This window comes from Cedecea sp. (assembly GCF_036500665.1).
Lineage (GTDB): Bacteria > Pseudomonadota > Gammaproteobacteria > Enterobacterales > Enterobacteriaceae > Cedecea.
This window is the reverse complement of sequence record NZ_DASYBS010000090.1, coordinates 1-15,389: the sequence shown is the minus strand read 5'-3', so window position 1 is coordinate 15,389 and position 15,389 is coordinate 1. Positions and strand designations below refer to the sequence as shown.

20 protein-coding genes, 1 tRNA gene and 1 pseudogene are annotated in these 15,389 nt (G+C 53.2%); 11 read left to right on the top strand and 11 right to left on the bottom strand.

From position 1 onward, the window contains the following. Positions 1-154: 154 nt before the first annotated feature. Together VGM55_RS14350 and VGM55_RS14345 are read right to left on the bottom strand one after the other, a co-directional pair. Positions 155-493: a colicin transporter gene (locus VGM55_RS14350; protein ID WP_331635840.1), complete on the bottom strand. Its 339-nt coding sequence runs from the start codon at positions 491-493 to the stop codon at positions 155-157. Further along, entirely contained in the window at positions 490-2,286 is a 1,797-nt protein-coding gene (locus tag VGM55_RS14345; RefSeq protein WP_331635839.1) for a colicin-like bacteriocin tRNase domain-containing protein, read from the bottom strand. Before VGM55_RS14345 ends, VGM55_RS14350 begins: the two co-directional genes overlap by 4 nt. 185 nt (positions 2,287-2,471) lie before the next feature. On the opposite strand from VGM55_RS14345, the pseudogene VGM55_RS14340 reads away from it, so the two are divergent. Next, positions 2,472-2,543: pseudogene (locus VGM55_RS14340) on the top strand (hypothetical protein); the annotation flags it as partial. Between the two features lie 50 nt (positions 2,544-2,593). Here VGM55_RS14340 and VGM55_RS14335 read toward each other — a convergent pair. From VGM55_RS14335 to VGM55_RS14325, 3 genes are all read right to left on the bottom strand, one after another. Then, on the bottom strand, positions 2,594-2,815 hold the full coding sequence (locus tag VGM55_RS14335) for a YgdI/YgdR family lipoprotein (protein WP_375530153.1): 222 nt from the start codon (positions 2,813-2,815) through the stop codon (positions 2,594-2,596). 105 nt (positions 2,816-2,920) lie between these two features. After that, positions 2,921-3,298: a type II toxin-antitoxin system VapC family toxin gene (locus VGM55_RS14330; RefSeq protein ID WP_154187429.1), complete on the bottom strand. Its 378-nt coding sequence runs from the start codon at positions 3,296-3,298 to the stop codon at positions 2,921-2,923. Further along, positions 3,298-3,537, bottom strand: coding sequence for a CopG family transcriptional regulator (locus tag VGM55_RS14325; protein ID WP_154187428.1), 240 nt, complete (start codon positions 3,535-3,537; stop codon positions 3,298-3,300). The genes VGM55_RS14330 and VGM55_RS14325 overlap by 1 nt, the downstream gene beginning before the upstream one ends. A 286-nt stretch (positions 3,538-3,823) precedes the next feature. On the opposite strand from VGM55_RS14325, the gene VGM55_RS14320 reads away from it, so the two are divergent. The 4 genes from VGM55_RS14320 to VGM55_RS14305 all read left to right on the top strand — a co-directional run bounded on the left by VGM55_RS14320 (position 3,824) and on the right by VGM55_RS14305 (position 6,306). Then, positions 3,824-4,159, top strand: coding sequence for a nuclear transport factor 2 family protein (locus VGM55_RS14320; RefSeq protein ID WP_331635838.1), 336 nt, complete (start codon positions 3,824-3,826; stop codon positions 4,157-4,159). Between the two features lie 94 nt (positions 4,160-4,253). Then, entirely contained in the window at positions 4,254-5,168 is a 915-nt protein-coding gene (locus VGM55_RS14315) for an alpha/beta hydrolase (RefSeq protein ID WP_154187426.1), read from the top strand. 128 nt (positions 5,169-5,296) lie between these two features. Beyond that, positions 5,297-5,391, top strand: a tRNA-Sec gene (locus VGM55_RS14310). A 60-nt stretch (positions 5,392-5,451) separates the two neighbouring features. Further along, on the top strand, positions 5,452-6,306 hold the full coding sequence (locus VGM55_RS14305) for a DUF6216 family protein (RefSeq protein ID WP_331635837.1): 855 nt from the start codon (positions 5,452-5,454) through the stop codon (positions 6,304-6,306). Positions 6,307-6,312: 6 nt separating this feature from the next. Here VGM55_RS14305 and VGM55_RS14300 read toward each other — a convergent pair whose 3' ends face one another. Then, the gene (locus VGM55_RS14300) at positions 6,313-6,519 is read right to left on the bottom strand and encodes a toxin-antitoxin system HicB family antitoxin (protein ID WP_154187424.1); all 207 of its coding nucleotides are present in this window, start codon (positions 6,517-6,519) and stop codon (positions 6,313-6,315) included. A gap of 136 nt (positions 6,520-6,655) precedes the next feature. Between VGM55_RS14300 and VGM55_RS14295 the strand changes: the two genes are divergently transcribed. Beyond that, positions 6,656-7,186, top strand: coding sequence for a hypothetical protein (locus VGM55_RS14295; protein WP_331635835.1), 531 nt, complete (start codon positions 6,656-6,658; stop codon positions 7,184-7,186). A 135-nt stretch (positions 7,187-7,321) separates the two neighbouring features. Here the strand turns inward: VGM55_RS14295 and VGM55_RS14290 are convergent, their stop codons facing one another. From VGM55_RS14290 to VGM55_RS14275, 4 genes are all read right to left on the bottom strand, one after another. Further along, a complete protein-coding gene (locus tag VGM55_RS14290; protein WP_331635834.1) occupies positions 7,322-7,675 on the bottom strand; it encodes a DNA-binding protein in 354 nt (117 codons plus the stop codon). Beyond that, positions 7,672-8,007 (bottom strand): type II toxin-antitoxin system RelE/ParE family toxin, encoded by a 336-nt coding sequence (locus VGM55_RS14285; RefSeq protein ID WP_154187421.1) that lies wholly within the window; start codon positions 8,005-8,007, stop codon positions 7,672-7,674. Before VGM55_RS14285 ends, VGM55_RS14290 begins: the two co-directional genes overlap by 4 nt. Before the next feature lie 162 nt (positions 8,008-8,169). Continuing rightward, entirely contained in the window at positions 8,170-8,781 is a 612-nt protein-coding gene (locus tag VGM55_RS14280; RefSeq protein ID WP_154187420.1) for a hypothetical protein, read from the bottom strand. Positions 8,782-8,865: 84 nt separating this feature from the next. Continuing rightward, positions 8,866-9,759 carry a LysR family transcriptional regulator gene (locus VGM55_RS14275; RefSeq protein ID WP_154187419.1) on the bottom strand — a complete coding sequence of 298 codons (894 nt, stop codon included), beginning with the start codon at positions 9,757-9,759 and terminating at the stop codon, positions 8,866-8,868. A gap of 114 nt (positions 9,760-9,873) precedes the next feature. Here VGM55_RS14275 and VGM55_RS14270 point away from each other — a divergent pair, with 114 nt between their 5' ends. The 3 genes from VGM55_RS14270 (at position 9,874) to VGM55_RS14260 (ending at position 12,576) form a co-directional block, all read left to right on the top strand. Continuing rightward, entirely contained in the window at positions 9,874-11,406 is a 1,533-nt protein-coding gene (locus tag VGM55_RS14270; RefSeq protein WP_331635833.1) for an MFS transporter, read from the top strand. Then, positions 11,403-12,185 (top strand): metallophosphoesterase family protein, encoded by a 783-nt coding sequence (locus VGM55_RS14265; RefSeq protein ID WP_331635832.1) that lies wholly within the window; start codon positions 11,403-11,405, stop codon positions 12,183-12,185. Before VGM55_RS14270 ends, VGM55_RS14265 begins: the two co-directional genes overlap by 4 nt. Positions 12,186-12,297: 112 nt before the next feature. Beyond that, positions 12,298-12,576 (top strand): hypothetical protein, encoded by a 279-nt coding sequence (locus tag VGM55_RS14260; RefSeq protein ID WP_154187416.1) that lies wholly within the window; start codon positions 12,298-12,300, stop codon positions 12,574-12,576. Here the strand turns inward: VGM55_RS14260 and VGM55_RS14255 are convergent. Then, a complete protein-coding gene (locus VGM55_RS14255) occupies positions 12,573-13,352 on the bottom strand; it encodes an SDR family oxidoreductase (RefSeq protein ID WP_331635831.1) in 780 nt (259 codons plus the stop codon). The two genes, VGM55_RS14260 and VGM55_RS14255, sit on opposite strands and share 4 nt — an antisense overlap. 109 nt (positions 13,353-13,461) lie before the next feature. Here VGM55_RS14255 and VGM55_RS14250 point away from each other — a divergent pair, with 109 nt between their 5' ends. Together VGM55_RS14250 and VGM55_RS14245 are read left to right on the top strand one after the other, a co-directional pair. Beyond that, entirely contained in the window at positions 13,462-14,361 is a 900-nt protein-coding gene (locus VGM55_RS14250) for a LysR family transcriptional regulator (protein ID WP_331635830.1), read from the top strand. Positions 14,362-14,455: 94 nt separating this feature from the next. After that, positions 14,456-15,301: a WcbI family polysaccharide biosynthesis putative acetyltransferase gene (locus VGM55_RS14245; RefSeq protein ID WP_331635829.1), complete on the top strand. Its 846-nt coding sequence runs from the start codon at positions 14,456-14,458 to the stop codon at positions 15,299-15,301. The last annotated feature ends 88 nt before the right edge of the window (positions 15,302-15,389 follow it).

Genomic DNA, 15,389 nt, shown 5'->3' with positions numbered 1-15,389 from the left:
AAGAGTTTCTGATTCATACTTTCTTCCCCCAAAATATTCTGCCATCATCCACCCAGCCGGGCTCATTTTTAGCATAACCCCATTCCAGCTCCCCGGTGAAAGACAGTAAATCCGAAAGCGGCATTCGGATATGAATGCCGCTTCATTTCCCTTCTCAATCAGAAACCTGGCTTATAACGGTAATAAGAAAGGCGGTATAACCATCAGTTACATCACCGTTAATATTTTCAATCGCAATATCATTATTCAATTTTATATCAATATCTTTATAAAACTTTAGCGAGTCCCAGCGGGTACTCATATCGGGTTGAAAGCCTGGGTTGTACCAGTGTCCTGCCTCGACAATTCCCACGAAAACTCCTCTCCTGGTTGCTTCCTCGCAAACTTCTATTGCAGCTTTAGGTGACAATTTCATTGAGGCATTCCCCTTCAAACGAAAAAACGCTTCACCATTATCGTAAAGTGTTTTGTGGCTAAATAATTTTTCACTCATTTTCCACCCCAAAATATTCTTCCATCATCCACCCAGTCGGGATCGGTCTTGTCACTAACTTGTGCTACTTCACGAGTTCGGTCGTTAATCACAACATATTTTCCTGGCTCCCCATATACCGTAGCGTCGTCATTTCTCCCCAAAAAATCAGGCGGCGTTTTACTGGGACCTCGCTTATCCACCGATATCCCTTTAGGCCCTTTGGCAACAACATCCTTAATATCCTTTTCGGTCCAGCCTCGATCAATCATCTGCTCTTTTATCTTACCGTCCGTTGTAAAATCCGTTCGCGGCTTCTTATTGTTCTGCTTTACCTTGTCCCGATTATCTTCCGCTTTCTTTTTTCCCTGCTCAGCTTGTTTACGGCTTTCCACTGCCGTATTAAATGCTACCTGAGCACGATTCATTTCCTTTTGTCTGTCGATCAGCTGCTGGCGTAATTTGTTATACGTTTCTACTGTCCCGGCTTTAATCGCATTCCCAACCTTAACGCCATCCTGCGTGGGTGCTGTAACCTCCCCCCATTGCAGAACATTATTCAGGTATTTCAGGGCGCCCAGCGTCATCAGTTGATCGAGCTGCTGCCGGTTTTCAATTGTTGCCGTCGTCTCAAAATGCACCCCGCCGCCACTGTAGCCTGGGATGGCAGCAAATTTGGCTTCCTTCAGGCTAATAGGGTGCTTTGAGGCATCTGCAAGGGCTAATCCCTCTGGAGAGGCTTTTAAAGCGTTCAGCGTAGCCTGCTTCTGATTTACGTTCTTTTGAGCAAGTTTGAGTGCTTCTCCTGCTTCAAATGCCCGCCTTTCAGCGACCTCAACGGGGTGCCCGGCATCCCACTGCGCCACACGTCTCTTAAATTCAGCCTGCAACTCGGCTATTTGTTTCTTTGTCAGAACAGGCGTTGCAGAGATATAAACCGGGCTTGTATTAGACCCCGAAGGGAAAACAACAATCGCATCCTCAGTGTAGGCGGCGGTGGTAAACATCGGCTGCTGGACTATCGGTGCATTGTTGACGTCTTTCACCTCTTCGGACGGCTTCTGAGGGCCAACCGGCGATTGTGTGCCAACGTTAATATGAATATCCGGCATACCATCGACCACGCTTGCGGCATAAACGCCTGGGCGTTTAGTCGGCCTGGCCTGGATAACCGGAACGCTGACGGGATAGGCCGGTGCACGGGTCAGCGCGAGTTTTTGAACCCCGCTTTCAACGACATCCGTTATTCGGACATCAACAAGGGCGTAAGATTGGGAAGGGAGCTGTGATAGCGGAGTTTTCGTTACTTCCTTTGCAGGAAGAGTTAATACAACATGCCGGACTTTTGACATATCGTCTGGTGCAATTTTCGTTGGCGTGATGGCTTCTATCACCAGCCCCCACAGGCTACCTCGCCATAACATGCTGGCTGCGGGAGCCGCCATGGGTTTAATACGGGCAAGAGCTTTGGCTATCGCGCTTTGCACCGTTGATGACCTGACGAGGGAGAAGCCCCACAGTCCATCGACTAAAGAAAGCGTGGATGGCACGCCCAAAGCGACTGATGCCTGTGCTTCCGGAAAAAGCGACAGATTCACGCCTCCGGAACTCCCCCCACCATCAGAACCGCCGTTACCGGAACCTCCTCCCCAGTGAATACCGCTGTCCCCACTCCCTCCCCACGGATTGTTTTCAGAACTCCATCCGGAATTATCGGATGCATCCACACCAGAACGCTTACTACCGGACCTCGCCGGCTCATCTTTTTTCCCCCGGGTTGCCCCATGGTCGTCTTTACCTTCTCCACTACTCATGATTAGCACTCCTTGTGTGGTGAACAAAACTTAACCACCTAATCCAGGAGATAATCTACGAGCATGGTTTTCACACCACAATAGATAATGATAATCATTTGCATAAATGAGAAAAGTATCACAAATGGGGAAAAAGAAGACTTGCCGACAGGGAACGAAAGCGGGATATCCGATAGCTATATGGCGCCCGCATGGAGCAGGAAGGTTTTGCCCGCAGCAGTATCAATCCGTTCTTATTCCCCGGCGAAGGGGAATAAATCGGCTCTACCGGCCAGCGTTCACTGGCCGGTCATTTCTTTCCCGGCGATCAGCCGCGCTTAATCATCTGCACCACCTGATCGTTTTGGATCTGATGCTCCACGCCCTGTGCGTCATAATAACGCGTCAGCCCCGTCTGCTTATCCAGCTCCGGCTTGCCTTTAGTCACGATCATTTCGCCCGTTTTAGTCGACATCACGTAGCTGCTGGAGCAGGCCACCGCCGACAGCGCAACAACACCCACCAACATCATCCCGAACAGTTTTTTCACTTTTGCCAACCCTTTATTGTTTTAGACGCCGGATTGTAGCGGGATGAAATGCAACCGGGTGTTAATGTGTATTGCGAAGGGAGACTGGGGGCTGGCAGAAGTACGCTATGAGAGTGAGTAAGGCACAATCACGCCTGGAATATCTTTAAAGTCCCTAGTATTACGAGTAAGCAGTGTTTTTTGAGCCACATGAGTAGAGGCCAGAATGATCGCGTCAGGAAGTTTCATCTTATATTGCCTTCTGAGTTCAACCGCTCTTTCCGAGACAGATTGAGTGACGGGCAATACATCAAAATGAGAGAGGAACTGTCGAGTCTGGGCTTCCTGCCGACTATCCCTCACTCCAACCATCACCTCCATCCACGTAACAACGCTTATTGAACGTCCGACGTTGTACTTCTCCATCATTTCTTGAGCCTCAGTCCGGCCACTCAGGAAATCGATTAATACATTGGTATCAAAGACAGAAGATTGCTTTTCCATTACCACTCCTCACGCAGCTTTCTCTCATACTCCAGCCCATCGGGGGTACTCTCTCCCCAAAGCCCAAATGCATCTTTGATATCGGACTGCTGCCGAGCCAGGTACTGATCAACAGCCTCTCTTAGAAGCTCGGCCCTGGGCAAATTGCGCTTTTGCTTTAGGCCATCAAGTTGCCTAATCGCCTCATCCGATAGATCCAGAAGAATCCGTCCCATGCCTTCTCCAAAAACGGTAGCCATATATCATCCCTGTATATCATGATTGAGCATAATAAGATCAATTAGTGCTCACAAAGAATACATCTTAATAATGAAAAATGAATTAACGCATTGAGTAAGAAGAGAAATTCACGAGACACCACGAAGCAACTTTGCAACAGTGAATAGTGTTTCAGCCGCAGGCCGGGCCACCGCACAATCTGCCTTATCCTTTCATTAGACATTTTCCATCCGGCAAGAGACTCTGTCCTCGCACACAACAACCACACTTTGGCAGCCCACCACTTTCTCTTATCAGGATACTTTTATGTCAGTCACTGAACCCGTCATCCGCCAGTATGAGGCGTACAACGCCCACGACCTCGAGGCCTTTGCCGCCTGCTTTAGCGAAAACTTCATCGCTTACCGCCCACCAGCCGTGACGCCTTCCCTGCAAGGACGCGAAGCACTTTATGCCTTCTATAAAGAGCACCGCTTCAATAACCCAGCCCTGCGAGCAGAAATCATTTCCCGCACCGCACTGGGTAACAAGGTATTCGACCACGAGAAGATCCACGGCCTGAGCGATGAACCCATTGAAAGCATGGCAGTTTTCGAAGTAGAAAACGGGCTGATAAAAACCGCGTGGTTCTTTTTTGGCTGAATAAGCGTTGCTTTTTCCTCGCCATAAATAATGGGTTTACCTGACCATTTGGTCGGCATAGGATATGGGCATCCATCCAGTAAAAGGATTTGTTATGGCCCTCGAACCCGCTATTGCAGAACTGGTGAATAACTTTATTGCCACCGGTCGCCCCTCTTCCCACCAGCAAAGTTTTGCCGAACGCCGGGCGGGATATGTTGCCAGTACCGTGCTTGCTGGCGAGACGGAAAACAGAGTCCAGGTGGAAGATATTTCACTGGAGGGAATGCCGTTGCGGATCGTTTCCCCACTCAACGCCAGTGGAACACTGCCGACGGTGATTTATTATCACGGCGGCTGCTTTGTCAGCGGTGGGTTTGCCACTCACGATAATCAGCTCCGCCAGTTGGCTTTTCACAGCGGATGCCGGGTGATTGCCGTGCAGTATCGCCTGGCCCCCGAACACACTTACCCTGCCGCCCATGATGATGCCGAACGTGCCGCCATATTAATCAGGCTGCATGCGGTGAGGCTCGGCGTTGATAGCGAACGTATTACCTTAGCCGGAGACAGCGCCGGCGGGCATATTGCCCTGGTCACCGCCCTGCGCCTGAAAGCCGCCGGAAAATGGCTCCCGGCCAGCCTGATGCTAATTTATCCCATGCTCGACGCCACCGCCCAACTGCCAAGCTATCAGCAGAACGGCGAAGACTATGTCATCACCCGCGACACCTTGCTCAGCGGCTTTGAAGCTTATTTCCCCGGAACGGATGTAATGCATCCGGAAGCCAGCCCGCTGTGGCGCGAAGATTTTGCTGGATTACCGCCGGTGCATATCCTCACCGCCGAATACGATCCGTTGCGCGATGAAGGTGAGCGACTTTATTCCCGGCTTACAGAACAGGGTGTTACCGCAAGTTGCCAGCGTTATTTGGGCGTGATCCACGGCTTCTTCCAGCTGGGCGGCATTAGCCCGGCGGCAAAAGAGGCTATGCGGGATGTGGCCTGGCGGGTAGCCCGGCAACAGTAGTTTGTGGGTGGTTAGATTGATTTGGCGCAGAATTTCGCTTTAGCCGCAGCATATATTCTTACTGACCCATTGGGCAGCAGCATGAAACCCGGTATACTGCGCCCGCCTCCATGTAGCAATGCAGGCGCGGAAGGTCGTCGTCTCCGGTGAGGCGGCTGGACTTCAACTCCAGTTGGTGCCGCCAGCGGCGCCGGGCAGGTTCGACTCCTGTGACTTTCCGCCAAGTTTTTGTTCCAGTAATAACATATAGTTATAAATCTGTTATTGATTGGATGTTTAACTCATGGAAAGTGTTGCAGCTTTAATTGTGAAATATGACACTATAATTAATAGCGTTTTCTGGTTATTAATATTGTTATTTATTTTTTCTTATATTAGCTTACGTGCAGGCTCTGGATATAGTATTGTAAACAGGCTTTGGTATTTTTTCCTTGGAAACCCCTCGTTTACCGATAAAAAATTAAACGCTTTTTGGACAGACAGAAACGATATTGAACATTTCAACATGCTTTTCAATGTTAAGTCTAACGATAAAATAGAAATAAAAAAATTTATAACATGGGCGACTATTAATAAAATTGACATTACTAAAGTATCCAGAGCAAAAGGATGGTTCAATATATCAACCTTAGAACTACTGGTTCCCCGAAAAAAAACCACATTTTTCATATTCATCTGTTCATTTTTCTTTATATACCTATCCTTGGTGGCACTTACCATTGCTATAAAACCAGCTGCACTGATCAGAGTAGATAATAATGAACCATGGATATGGGTAGGGAAAAACCAAATTACAAACTATTTCCCAAATATCAGCCTAAAGAAACTCCAGTGGGAAAACTGGTCACTATCAACAGAAGACTGTAATAATAATAAGTTTGATCGTAATAACTTCTCGACCAAGAGCAGGTTAAAAATAAAAACCATTGATATGTTATGCAATAGCTATTCTAGCGTAGAGGATCAAAAGAGTATATTAGCAGTAATTAAAAAGCAGAATGCGTTCTATTTTATATCAGCCATTCCTTTTATATATGGTATTTATTTCTTCATTTTATGCCTCAGAAGAGTACTGGCTCTTGAGTTATCATTTGAGATTAGGCGAAAAACAACTTCCGTTCAAATGAATAAAAAATGATGAATATTAATCATTCACATTCATTTTATTTTCATTACCGTTTAGCCGCTCCAACTCCTTCCGCCCTAACTCTTTCAACCAGTTCCCAAGGCTCATGCCAGCGTCTTTCGCTGCAACTTCAAACTGGGCTTTCAATTCCGGTGTGATACGTATCTGAAATGTCGGGGATAACCCCTTTCCTTTAGGGCTTTTATCGCGTTTGATGGTTGACATGTACGTACGTAATCCTCAGTATGTGCTTATCGCGTACGTACATTATAACGATACGCGGTATAGAGCAACGCCCCGGCAGTGCTACAACACATACCGGAGCGTTTAACCACAACGTTCTACGTAAAGGAACAACGCCATGGCTAACCACGATAGTACCACAACCGCTAATCCCCAAAGCCTGGGCTTTCAACCAGTTACCCAAGCTGAGATCTCAGCCCTCTTAAAAACCCCGCTCGGTACCTCTCACGACCTCTTTCAGGTGCTGGATATTTGCGAGCGGTACGCTGAAATCCTGATTGAAAATAAAAACATCGCCGAGCGTATGGCGCTGTGTGGCCGCCTGTATGCCGGGCTGGAGGTGTTGAAAGTCGTGCTGGATAAACCGCTGCCGGAACATCTGATTGAATCTCTCACCGCGGAAAATAGCGATATTGAGGTTCATGCCTGCCCGCTTACACCAGAGTCAGACCTGATGCGGGAATATTGCAGCGCCCTGACGCTCGTGCTGCTGAATCAGCAGGAATCCGCAGAGCAACAGAAAACCATTACCGGCCTGTTATTCGAGATGATTAATGCACTAGTAGAAGATTTAAAAGCGCCCCGCTTTGTACGCACGGATTCCGGCCTCGCAATGATCGATAGCCAGGCCGGAAATCATCTTCACTAGACCCTCACCCTGCCCTCTCCCTAAAAGGGAGAGGAAAAAATACGGTTCAAATCATGCAGACATTCACAGCCGAAGAAGTAAGTTGGTATCTGATTGTTCTGGCCCTGATAAGGAGCAACGTGTCAGGCTCTGCTTTTAGTGCCGCGGTTTACTCAGCGAGAGTGTAAGCACGGCGGCGGCAGTGAGCTGCACGAGCGTTGAAAGCGTCGGATTGCCCTTTGCAGACAGCGCGCGGTAAATGTGCGGGCGCGCAAGACCAGATTTTTTCGCAGCTTCAGCGATTCCCCCTCGGGCTTCGATCACCTGGCGGAGTGCGACAAGGAACCCCCCTAAGCCGCCAGGCTCGTTAATCTCTTCGAGCGCAGTTTTAAGGTATAACTCCGCATAAACCGGGTCGGCACGGAGTTCCTCGATCATCTCTTCGTTATGATCTACAACATCGGAGCGAGCCGCCTCACGAACGGCTTGTTTAAGTGTTTTCACGGTCATTTTTTCGGCCTCGCATTAAACTCTTTGAGGTAATTTACTGCTTTGTTTAAGTCGGTTGTTTGGGACTTTTTATCTCCACCAATAAGCAGGAGAATGATTTCTCTGTCTTCTAAAGAGTAATAAACCCGAAAACCTTGCCCGTAGTTTATTCTCATTTCCCAAACACCTTCCCTTTCGTACTTGTGATCCCCAAAGTTACCCGCCACCGCACGGGCTACCTGAGTGTCTATCCTTACCGCCGCCTGCACGTCCTTTTTTCTGAGTTTTTTCACCCATTCAGTGTAAGGCTCATCCCCGTCAGGCGTAGCGTATCGTTTAGCCATATAAGGCATCTCGTTCCTCTCATTCCCTGAGATTTGAGTTACTGTCTCTTATAAATTACAACATGGCAAGCACCTATTGTTATTTATAAGAGACAAAAAACCCGCTTGCGCGGGCTTAAATGATTGTTTTTTTTTGGTAGCAAAACGAACGGTGAGAGTTATTGCCAGAGGTTACATCGGCGGCGTCAGCCCGTTAACTCCGGCGGAAATCCCCCGCGCGACGGCCTGGCCTTTATCGTCTTTGGTGGCGAACAGCACCACTTTCGCGCCCGGCTTCAGCACGGATTTGTCGGCGGGGCTAATCAGCACCACCGGCACGTTGTCCGGCACCTGCACGGTTTTCTGCTGGCCGTGGAATTTCACCGTCATGGTGCGCCCGTGGCTGTTCACCAGCGTGCCGACGGTGCCGTTGGTCATGGTGTTAACCTGGCCGTTGGCAGACTCAAACGGATTAAACCCTTCCCCGGAGCCGCGCAGGCTCGGGGCAAAAACGTGAACTTCCAGCGCCTTCAGCGTACCGTCCGCCTGCGGCACGGCGGCGGTGCCGATAAAGCTGTCGGGCTTGATGTCGCTCATCTTCGCTTCGCTCACGCCGTTGATTCGGGTTTTATCCGTCAGGCTAACGGAGAGCTTTTCGCCCTGCCGGGTGGTGATTTGCAATGAGGAATCATTGACCGCGTCAATGGTGCCGCGCACCGGGGTAATGACATTGTCCGCCGCCGCCGCGCCAACGCTCAGCAGCAGGAGGCTTAAGGCCGGGATAAACAAACGAGGCTTGATCATGCTTTCTCCAGAATCAGGTCAGGTTAAGAAATGCTCTCGATCAAGCGTAACCGCCAAATCAATCCCGGGGGTGAAAGAGTGTGTTCAAACGTTTCCTGAACGACCCGAAACGTGCTCTTTTGCGAAGCGGATAAGGCGTTTAATCAGCGGCGTGCGTTCCCGCTTGCGGTACAGCATCCAGATAGCCGAAGAGATTTCCGCCCCGGCAATCGGGCGATAGACCACCTCCGGCACGCCGATGGTTTTCGCCATGATCTCCGGGATAACCGCAATGCCGTTGCCCAAGGCGATATGCGCCAACACTTCAGTCAGCGTGCTGGAGCGGATGGCATCGTTGAGCACAAACCCGCCGCGCCGCGCGACTTCGTGCGAGCCGGAAGTCTGCTCCGGCAAAATAAAGGTCTCCCCGGCGAGACCGGCAGGATCGATAGCTTCCTGGCTGGCAGCCAGGCGGTGGGAGGCAGGCAGCGCGAGGCAAAAACAATCGCTTTGTACCAAAAGATGCCCGACTTCAGACGGTAACGCGACCGGCGCACGGACAAAACCAACGTCGATTTTGCCCTCCACCAGCGCCGCCGCCATGCTGTCCATCAGCACCTCTCGCGCGCCAAGCGAAACATCAGGATATCGCCCCCGAAACGCCCCCATCACCGAGCTAAGCGTGCCCGACCAAAGCGAAGACGCCACATAGCCGACGCGAATATAGCCCTGCTCACCCCGTGCGGCGCTGAGTACCCGCTCACGCGTCAGTTCTGCCTGGCGCAGCGTGGCCTCCGCTTCTTCGCGGAAAATCTCCCCGGCCTGGGTCAGCTGCACGCGCCTTTTGGTGCGTAAAAACAGCGGTGTGCCGAACTCTCGCTCGAGCTGGCTGATTTGCACCGACAGCGTCGGCGTGGAGATATTCAGCGTTTCCGCCGCCGCGCCAAAATGGAGCGTTCGGGCGACTTCAAGGAAATAACGCAGGTGGCGAAGCTCCATTTTTACTCCTGATTATTAGCTATTAACTAATAATAATGCCGAACGTGGAAATTGAATACCGCACCCCGGATCGCGAAGCTTAAGGCGTGTTATTCCCGCGTTTTCGGAGCTTTTATGTCTACTGTGCTGGCCGCGCCCGTGGCCAAAAACGACACCACCGTGCTGCTGGTTGCCTCCATGGGCTGCGCGATGACGGTCATCGACACGAATATTGTTGGCGTGGTGCTGCCGACCATCGCCCGTGGGCTGGACGCCAACTTCGCCGATATGGAGTGGGTGATTGGCGCGTACGTGCTTTTTTTCTCTTCCCTGCTGCTGCCCGCCGGTTCGCTGGCGGACCGCTTCGGCAGACGGCGCATCTTTTTATTCGGCATCGCCCTGTTTGCGCTGGCCTCTCTCGCCTGCGGGGCGGCAACCACCATTCTGATGCTGAACGTTGCCCGCGCGCTGCAGGGCGTCGGCTCGGCATTTTTGCTGGCTCCGGCGCTGGCGATCATCGGCCACACCTTCCGGGAACCGCAGGCCAGAGACCGCGCCTGGGCCATCTGGGGCGGCATGATGGGCATTACCATGGTGCTCGCGCCTTTAGCGGGCGGCATCATCAGCGCGTATCCCGGCTGGCGCTGGGCGTTCTACATCAACATCCCCATCTGCCTGCTGCTGGCGATGGCGGTGCTGCGCACCATTGAAGAATCCAGCAATCCTGCCGCCGGTAAGCCGGACGTGCACGGCATTTCGCTGTTTATCGCCGCGATGTTTTCTCTCACCTGGGCGCTGATCCTCGCCCCGGAACACGGCTGGAGCAGCTTCGAAGTAATGGGCCGCTTTATCGCCGCCGCCTGGTTCTTTCTGTTCTTTGCGCTGGTCGAGCGTTACAAAACCCAGCCGATGCTGGATTTGCGCCTGTTCCGTTCGCTGCCGTTTATTGGCGCAGTGCTGGCGATGTTTACCTACGCGGCCACGGCGCAGGTAATGACTTCCCTGCTGCCGCTGATGCTGCAAAACGTGGAGGGAAAAACCGCGCTGGCGTCCGGGGTCGGCATGCTGCCGTTCGCGCTCGCCATGCTGCTGTTCCCGATGGTGGCACGCTGGATGGCGCACCGCATGGCTGCCCGCTGGATCCTCGCGGCAGGGTTGGGGCTGGTTGGCGTCGGCAACCTGATTATCGCCAGCGGCGTGCTTGAGCAGTGGCCGGGGCTGGTTATCGCCGGCATGGCCGTGCTGGGCAGCGGCGGCGGCATGCTTAACGGCGAAACGCAGAAGGCGATTATGGGCACCGTGCCTCACGAACGGGCGGGCATGGCTTCGGGCATCAGCACCACGGCGCGCTTCTCCGGCATTCTGCAAGGTTTTGCGCTGCTGGGGGCCATTCTGGCAGGGCACACGCGTCACGTGCTGACCTCGACGATGCAGGCAAATAATCTGCCGGTACGGGACGATTTTATTACTCAGGTTGTGGCCGGCGATGTGCCACGCGCCCTTGCGCTGTGGCCGGATCAACAGGCTCAAACGTTAAGCACGCTGATCCGCCACAGCTATGCCAGCAGCTTCTCGCTGATGCTGGCTTGCGCCGCGCTGTTCGCTTTCTTCGTTGCGCTGGTCGTCATTTTCACTCTACGTGAACGCGCCGGGAGTCAGCCAAAATGAATACTACCGATATCGATTTCCGCTTTGCACTTTTCAGCGACGTTCACGCCAACTTACCGGCACTTGAGGCCGTATTGCAGGATATTGACCGCCATAACATCAACCAAATTTGGTGCCTGGGCGATGTGGTTGATTTCGCGCCGTGGCCCAACGAAGTGATAGCGCTGCTGCGCCGTCGCGCTATTCCGGTGGTGATGGGCAACCACGACCGCCGGGTGGCAATGGACGAGCCGGTCACGCCGCTGGCTAAGCACTCCGCCCAGGAACAACAAGCCCGTGAACAGGCCATTGCCTTAAGCAAACGTACGCTGACGGAGGATAACCGCCGCTGGCTCAGCGCCCTGCCCAGGTCGATAGCGTTCAACGCCGGGCCGCTCAGAGTTCTGCTGGTTCACGCCAGCCCGGACTCGCTGTCCGAATATGTGTATCGCCAGTTTTCCTGCAGCCAGCTAATGAAGTGGCAAACCGCACATCAGTTCGATGTGATGGTTTCCGGGCATACGCACTACGCGGATATCCGCGAATTAGTGCGCAGCGATGGCCGCAGGTTAATCGTCGCCAATACCGGCGCCGTCGGGCGCATCAAACCCGGTGAGCCGCAGGCCACCTGGCTGATGGGCCACTACCGTCACGGGAAGCTAAAACTCGCCGTGCAGACGGTAAATTACGACGTCGCCGCCGTGGCCCAGGCGATTAAAGACAGCCAGATTCCTGACTTTTACGCAGATGAGCTTTATCAGCATGGCATGTCCTGCTCGCAGGCGTTATCGGCATTCTGAGCGGCTCACTATTTCGTGATAAGCTGCGCAATATTGGCGACAGATAACGCCCATCACCCGGTTGATGCGCGATACTGCCTCACTTTTATTACTTGCCGCTTCAGGAAGAAAAATGGCCTCTAAATATGCGCTTGTACTGCTGGCTCCGCTGCTGCTTGCGGCCTGCTCATCTTCGGACAATTCAGGGATGGATCGCCAGGACAGGCAGCGGCTGGACGACAGCTTTATGCGCTCCCCGTGGCCCGACCCTTACTACAACAGCCGCTACCTCACCCCGGAACAGCGCCAGGACATCCGCGACAGGATCCGTGCCGACCAGTTGGAAGCCAGAGGCCGCCGGGATAACAGCACCGACAGCGGCGACGGCTTTGGCCAGCCGGTGCATTTCTAAACGGTTGGCACCGTCCCGCCGTCAATGATGTACTCCGTGCCGGTGATCGCGGCGGCGCGGTCTGAGGCCAGGAAGGCTATCAGATTAGCCACTTCTTCAGGCTTAGCCGGGCGGCCCAGCGGGATCCCGCCCAGCGAGTCCATAATGATCTGCTTCCCGCCTTCATAATCCGTGCCCGCCTGCAGCGCCAGCCGCTCTGCCAGGCGAACAGAAGCCTCAGTTTCAATCCAGCCCGGCGCCACACGCAGCACCCGCACGCCCTGCGGGGACACCTCTTTCGACAGGCTTTTGCTGTAGGCGGAAAGCGCCGCTTTGGCCGCCGCATAGGCCGTGGTGGCCTCCGGCAGCGGTAAAATCCGCTGAATGGAAGAGACGTGGATAATCACGCCTGACCCCTGCGCCGTCATGCCCGGCAGCAGCGCCCTGTCCAGCCGCACCGCCGGGAAAAGGTTAAGCGCCAGCTCGCGCTGCCACTGTTCTTCGTCCAGCGCCGCGTAACCTCCGGCCGGGGAGGATGATCCACCGAGCATATGCACGATGATATCCACGCCGCCGAGCCGCGCCTGCACGGCTTTTACCAGTTGCTCGCAGCCCTCACGCGTGGCGAGATCCGCCGCCACAAACTCTTCATCACAAACGTTTTCAGGGGCATGACGAGCCACGGTCATCACCTGCGCGCCCAGCTCGCGAAACAGCGCTACGGTCGCCGCGCCGGCGCCCTTCGTGCCGGACGTCACCAGCGCTCTCTTGCCCTTCAGCGTCAAAAAGTCAGTCATTTTACGTTCTCCAGAAAGTCGATTTACCTGCCGTATCACTACTCTAAGAACGCGGTATAATTTAAACAATTGGGACAAACCGGGATGAAATGATGAAGGAATCGGGACAATGTCGCGCATAGCCCTCGGCGATATCGAAGCCGTGCAGGCCATCGCCCGCCGGGGATCTTTCCGTGCGGCAGCTATCGATCTGGGCGTTTCAACCACGGCGCTCAGCCATACGCTGGCCAAATTTGAGGCCGAGCTTGGCGTTCGCCTGTTCAACCGCACCACCCGCAGCGTGTCGCTGACGGAGGCCGGCAGGCTGTTTATCGAGAGAGTCAGCCCGTCTCTTCAGGGGCTGAACGACGCCCTGGAGAGCGTGCGGGCGCACCGCGATACGCCGTCCGGCGTGCTGCGCATCAACGCGCCGCCTTTTGCCGCTCGCCAGGTGCTTTCGTCGCTGGTTTTTGAGTTTTTGCGCCGCTGCCCGGAGATGCAGGTCGATATTGTGACCGAGGGAAAGCTGGTGGATATCGTTGCCGAAGGTTTCGATCTTGGCGTGCGCGTCGCCGGGCTGGTGCCTGCCGATATGATTGCACTTTCACTTGGGCAGCCGCAGCGCTTCGCCGTTGTTGCTTCCCCGGCTTATCTGGCGGAGCACGGCACGCCGCTGACGCCGGGCGATCTGCTGGCTCATCCCTGTATTCGCGTCAGGCTGCCGGACGGCTCGCTCTACCGCTGGCATCTGGAAAAGCAGGGTGAAGTCGCGCAAGTCGATGTGCGGGGGCCGCTGACGCTGGACGAAGCCTCGCTGGCGCGGGAGGCGGTGCTGGAAGGTATCGGGGTGGGCTTTTTCATGGAGCAAAACGTCGCCGCCGAAATCCGCTCAGGGAAGCTGGTTCGCCTGCTGGAAGCGTGGACGCCGCCCTTCCCGGGACTTTGCCTTTACTATCCTGGCAGGCGGCACCCTTCCGCCGGGCTTGCCGCCTTCCTGGCGCTGGCGCGGGAAAGAGCAGCGAATTCATAACGCTCATTCTGCAGTTTTAGGTGGCTTCTTGTCTGATTGAACCAGCCTGCTTTCATGCATGATAAGCCCCAAAGCTCCCTTATAAGGAATAACAATGAGACTCGCTTTAATTGGTAACTGTCAGCTAGAGATTCTGGGCGATCTGATTAAAAGTATTGAAAGTCTGCACCGCGACAGAATCGACTACATTTTTAATACACCAATTTATAAACTTCAGGAAAAAGAAAACGTTATTGATTTTTATCATGAGCTGGAAAGCTGTGATTTAATTTTTATGCAATACCACACAGAAAAGTGGGGCGCATTTTCTACCGCCACGCTGAGCAAGTATTTTGACCTTAGCCTTGTCCCTACGCTGGAGTCCCGCGTTTCAACGCCGCAACTGGGCTATTTCGATCGGCCGTTGCCGGATCTCATGGTGTACGTCGACTACCGTTTTTTACATCTTTATTTGTCGGGTATTCCGCAGAAGCATGCTGTTTATCATTACCATGACGCCATCTCTTCCAGGGATAAGCAGCTGGAGATGCTCAGGGAGGATGCACAGAAATACCGCACCCTCTACCAGACAGGAAAACTTTTCTTCGACTATTCGGAGGTTTATTTCGAGCAGTTGAGCAATAACGTTGATTGCTTCACGACCGTAAGTCACCCGGATAATTTCCATCTCGGTATCCTGCTTCAGGCTATTTATCAAAAAGCATTTCAGGTAACGGAGAATTTCGATTTACAGGGGCAAGGACTGCTGGATAACTACCGTGCACCAAAACTGGGGTCTGGCAATATGGATTACTTCATGATGCGAAATACCGGCCTGCCGCTGGCGAGCAAAATTAATTACGGCTATTTCGATTCTCAAAACAAAAGAGACCTCGCGCAGGCGTTACTGAGTTATTGTCAAATCTGGTGTACGGAGCAATCAGGCAACGATCTGATCTGATGTTTCGTGGACCTGTACCCCGTCCTTAAACGGGACGTTATTCACTACCAGCGTTAGCAGATTAAATCCCGGAAGCCGGTTCCAGTTT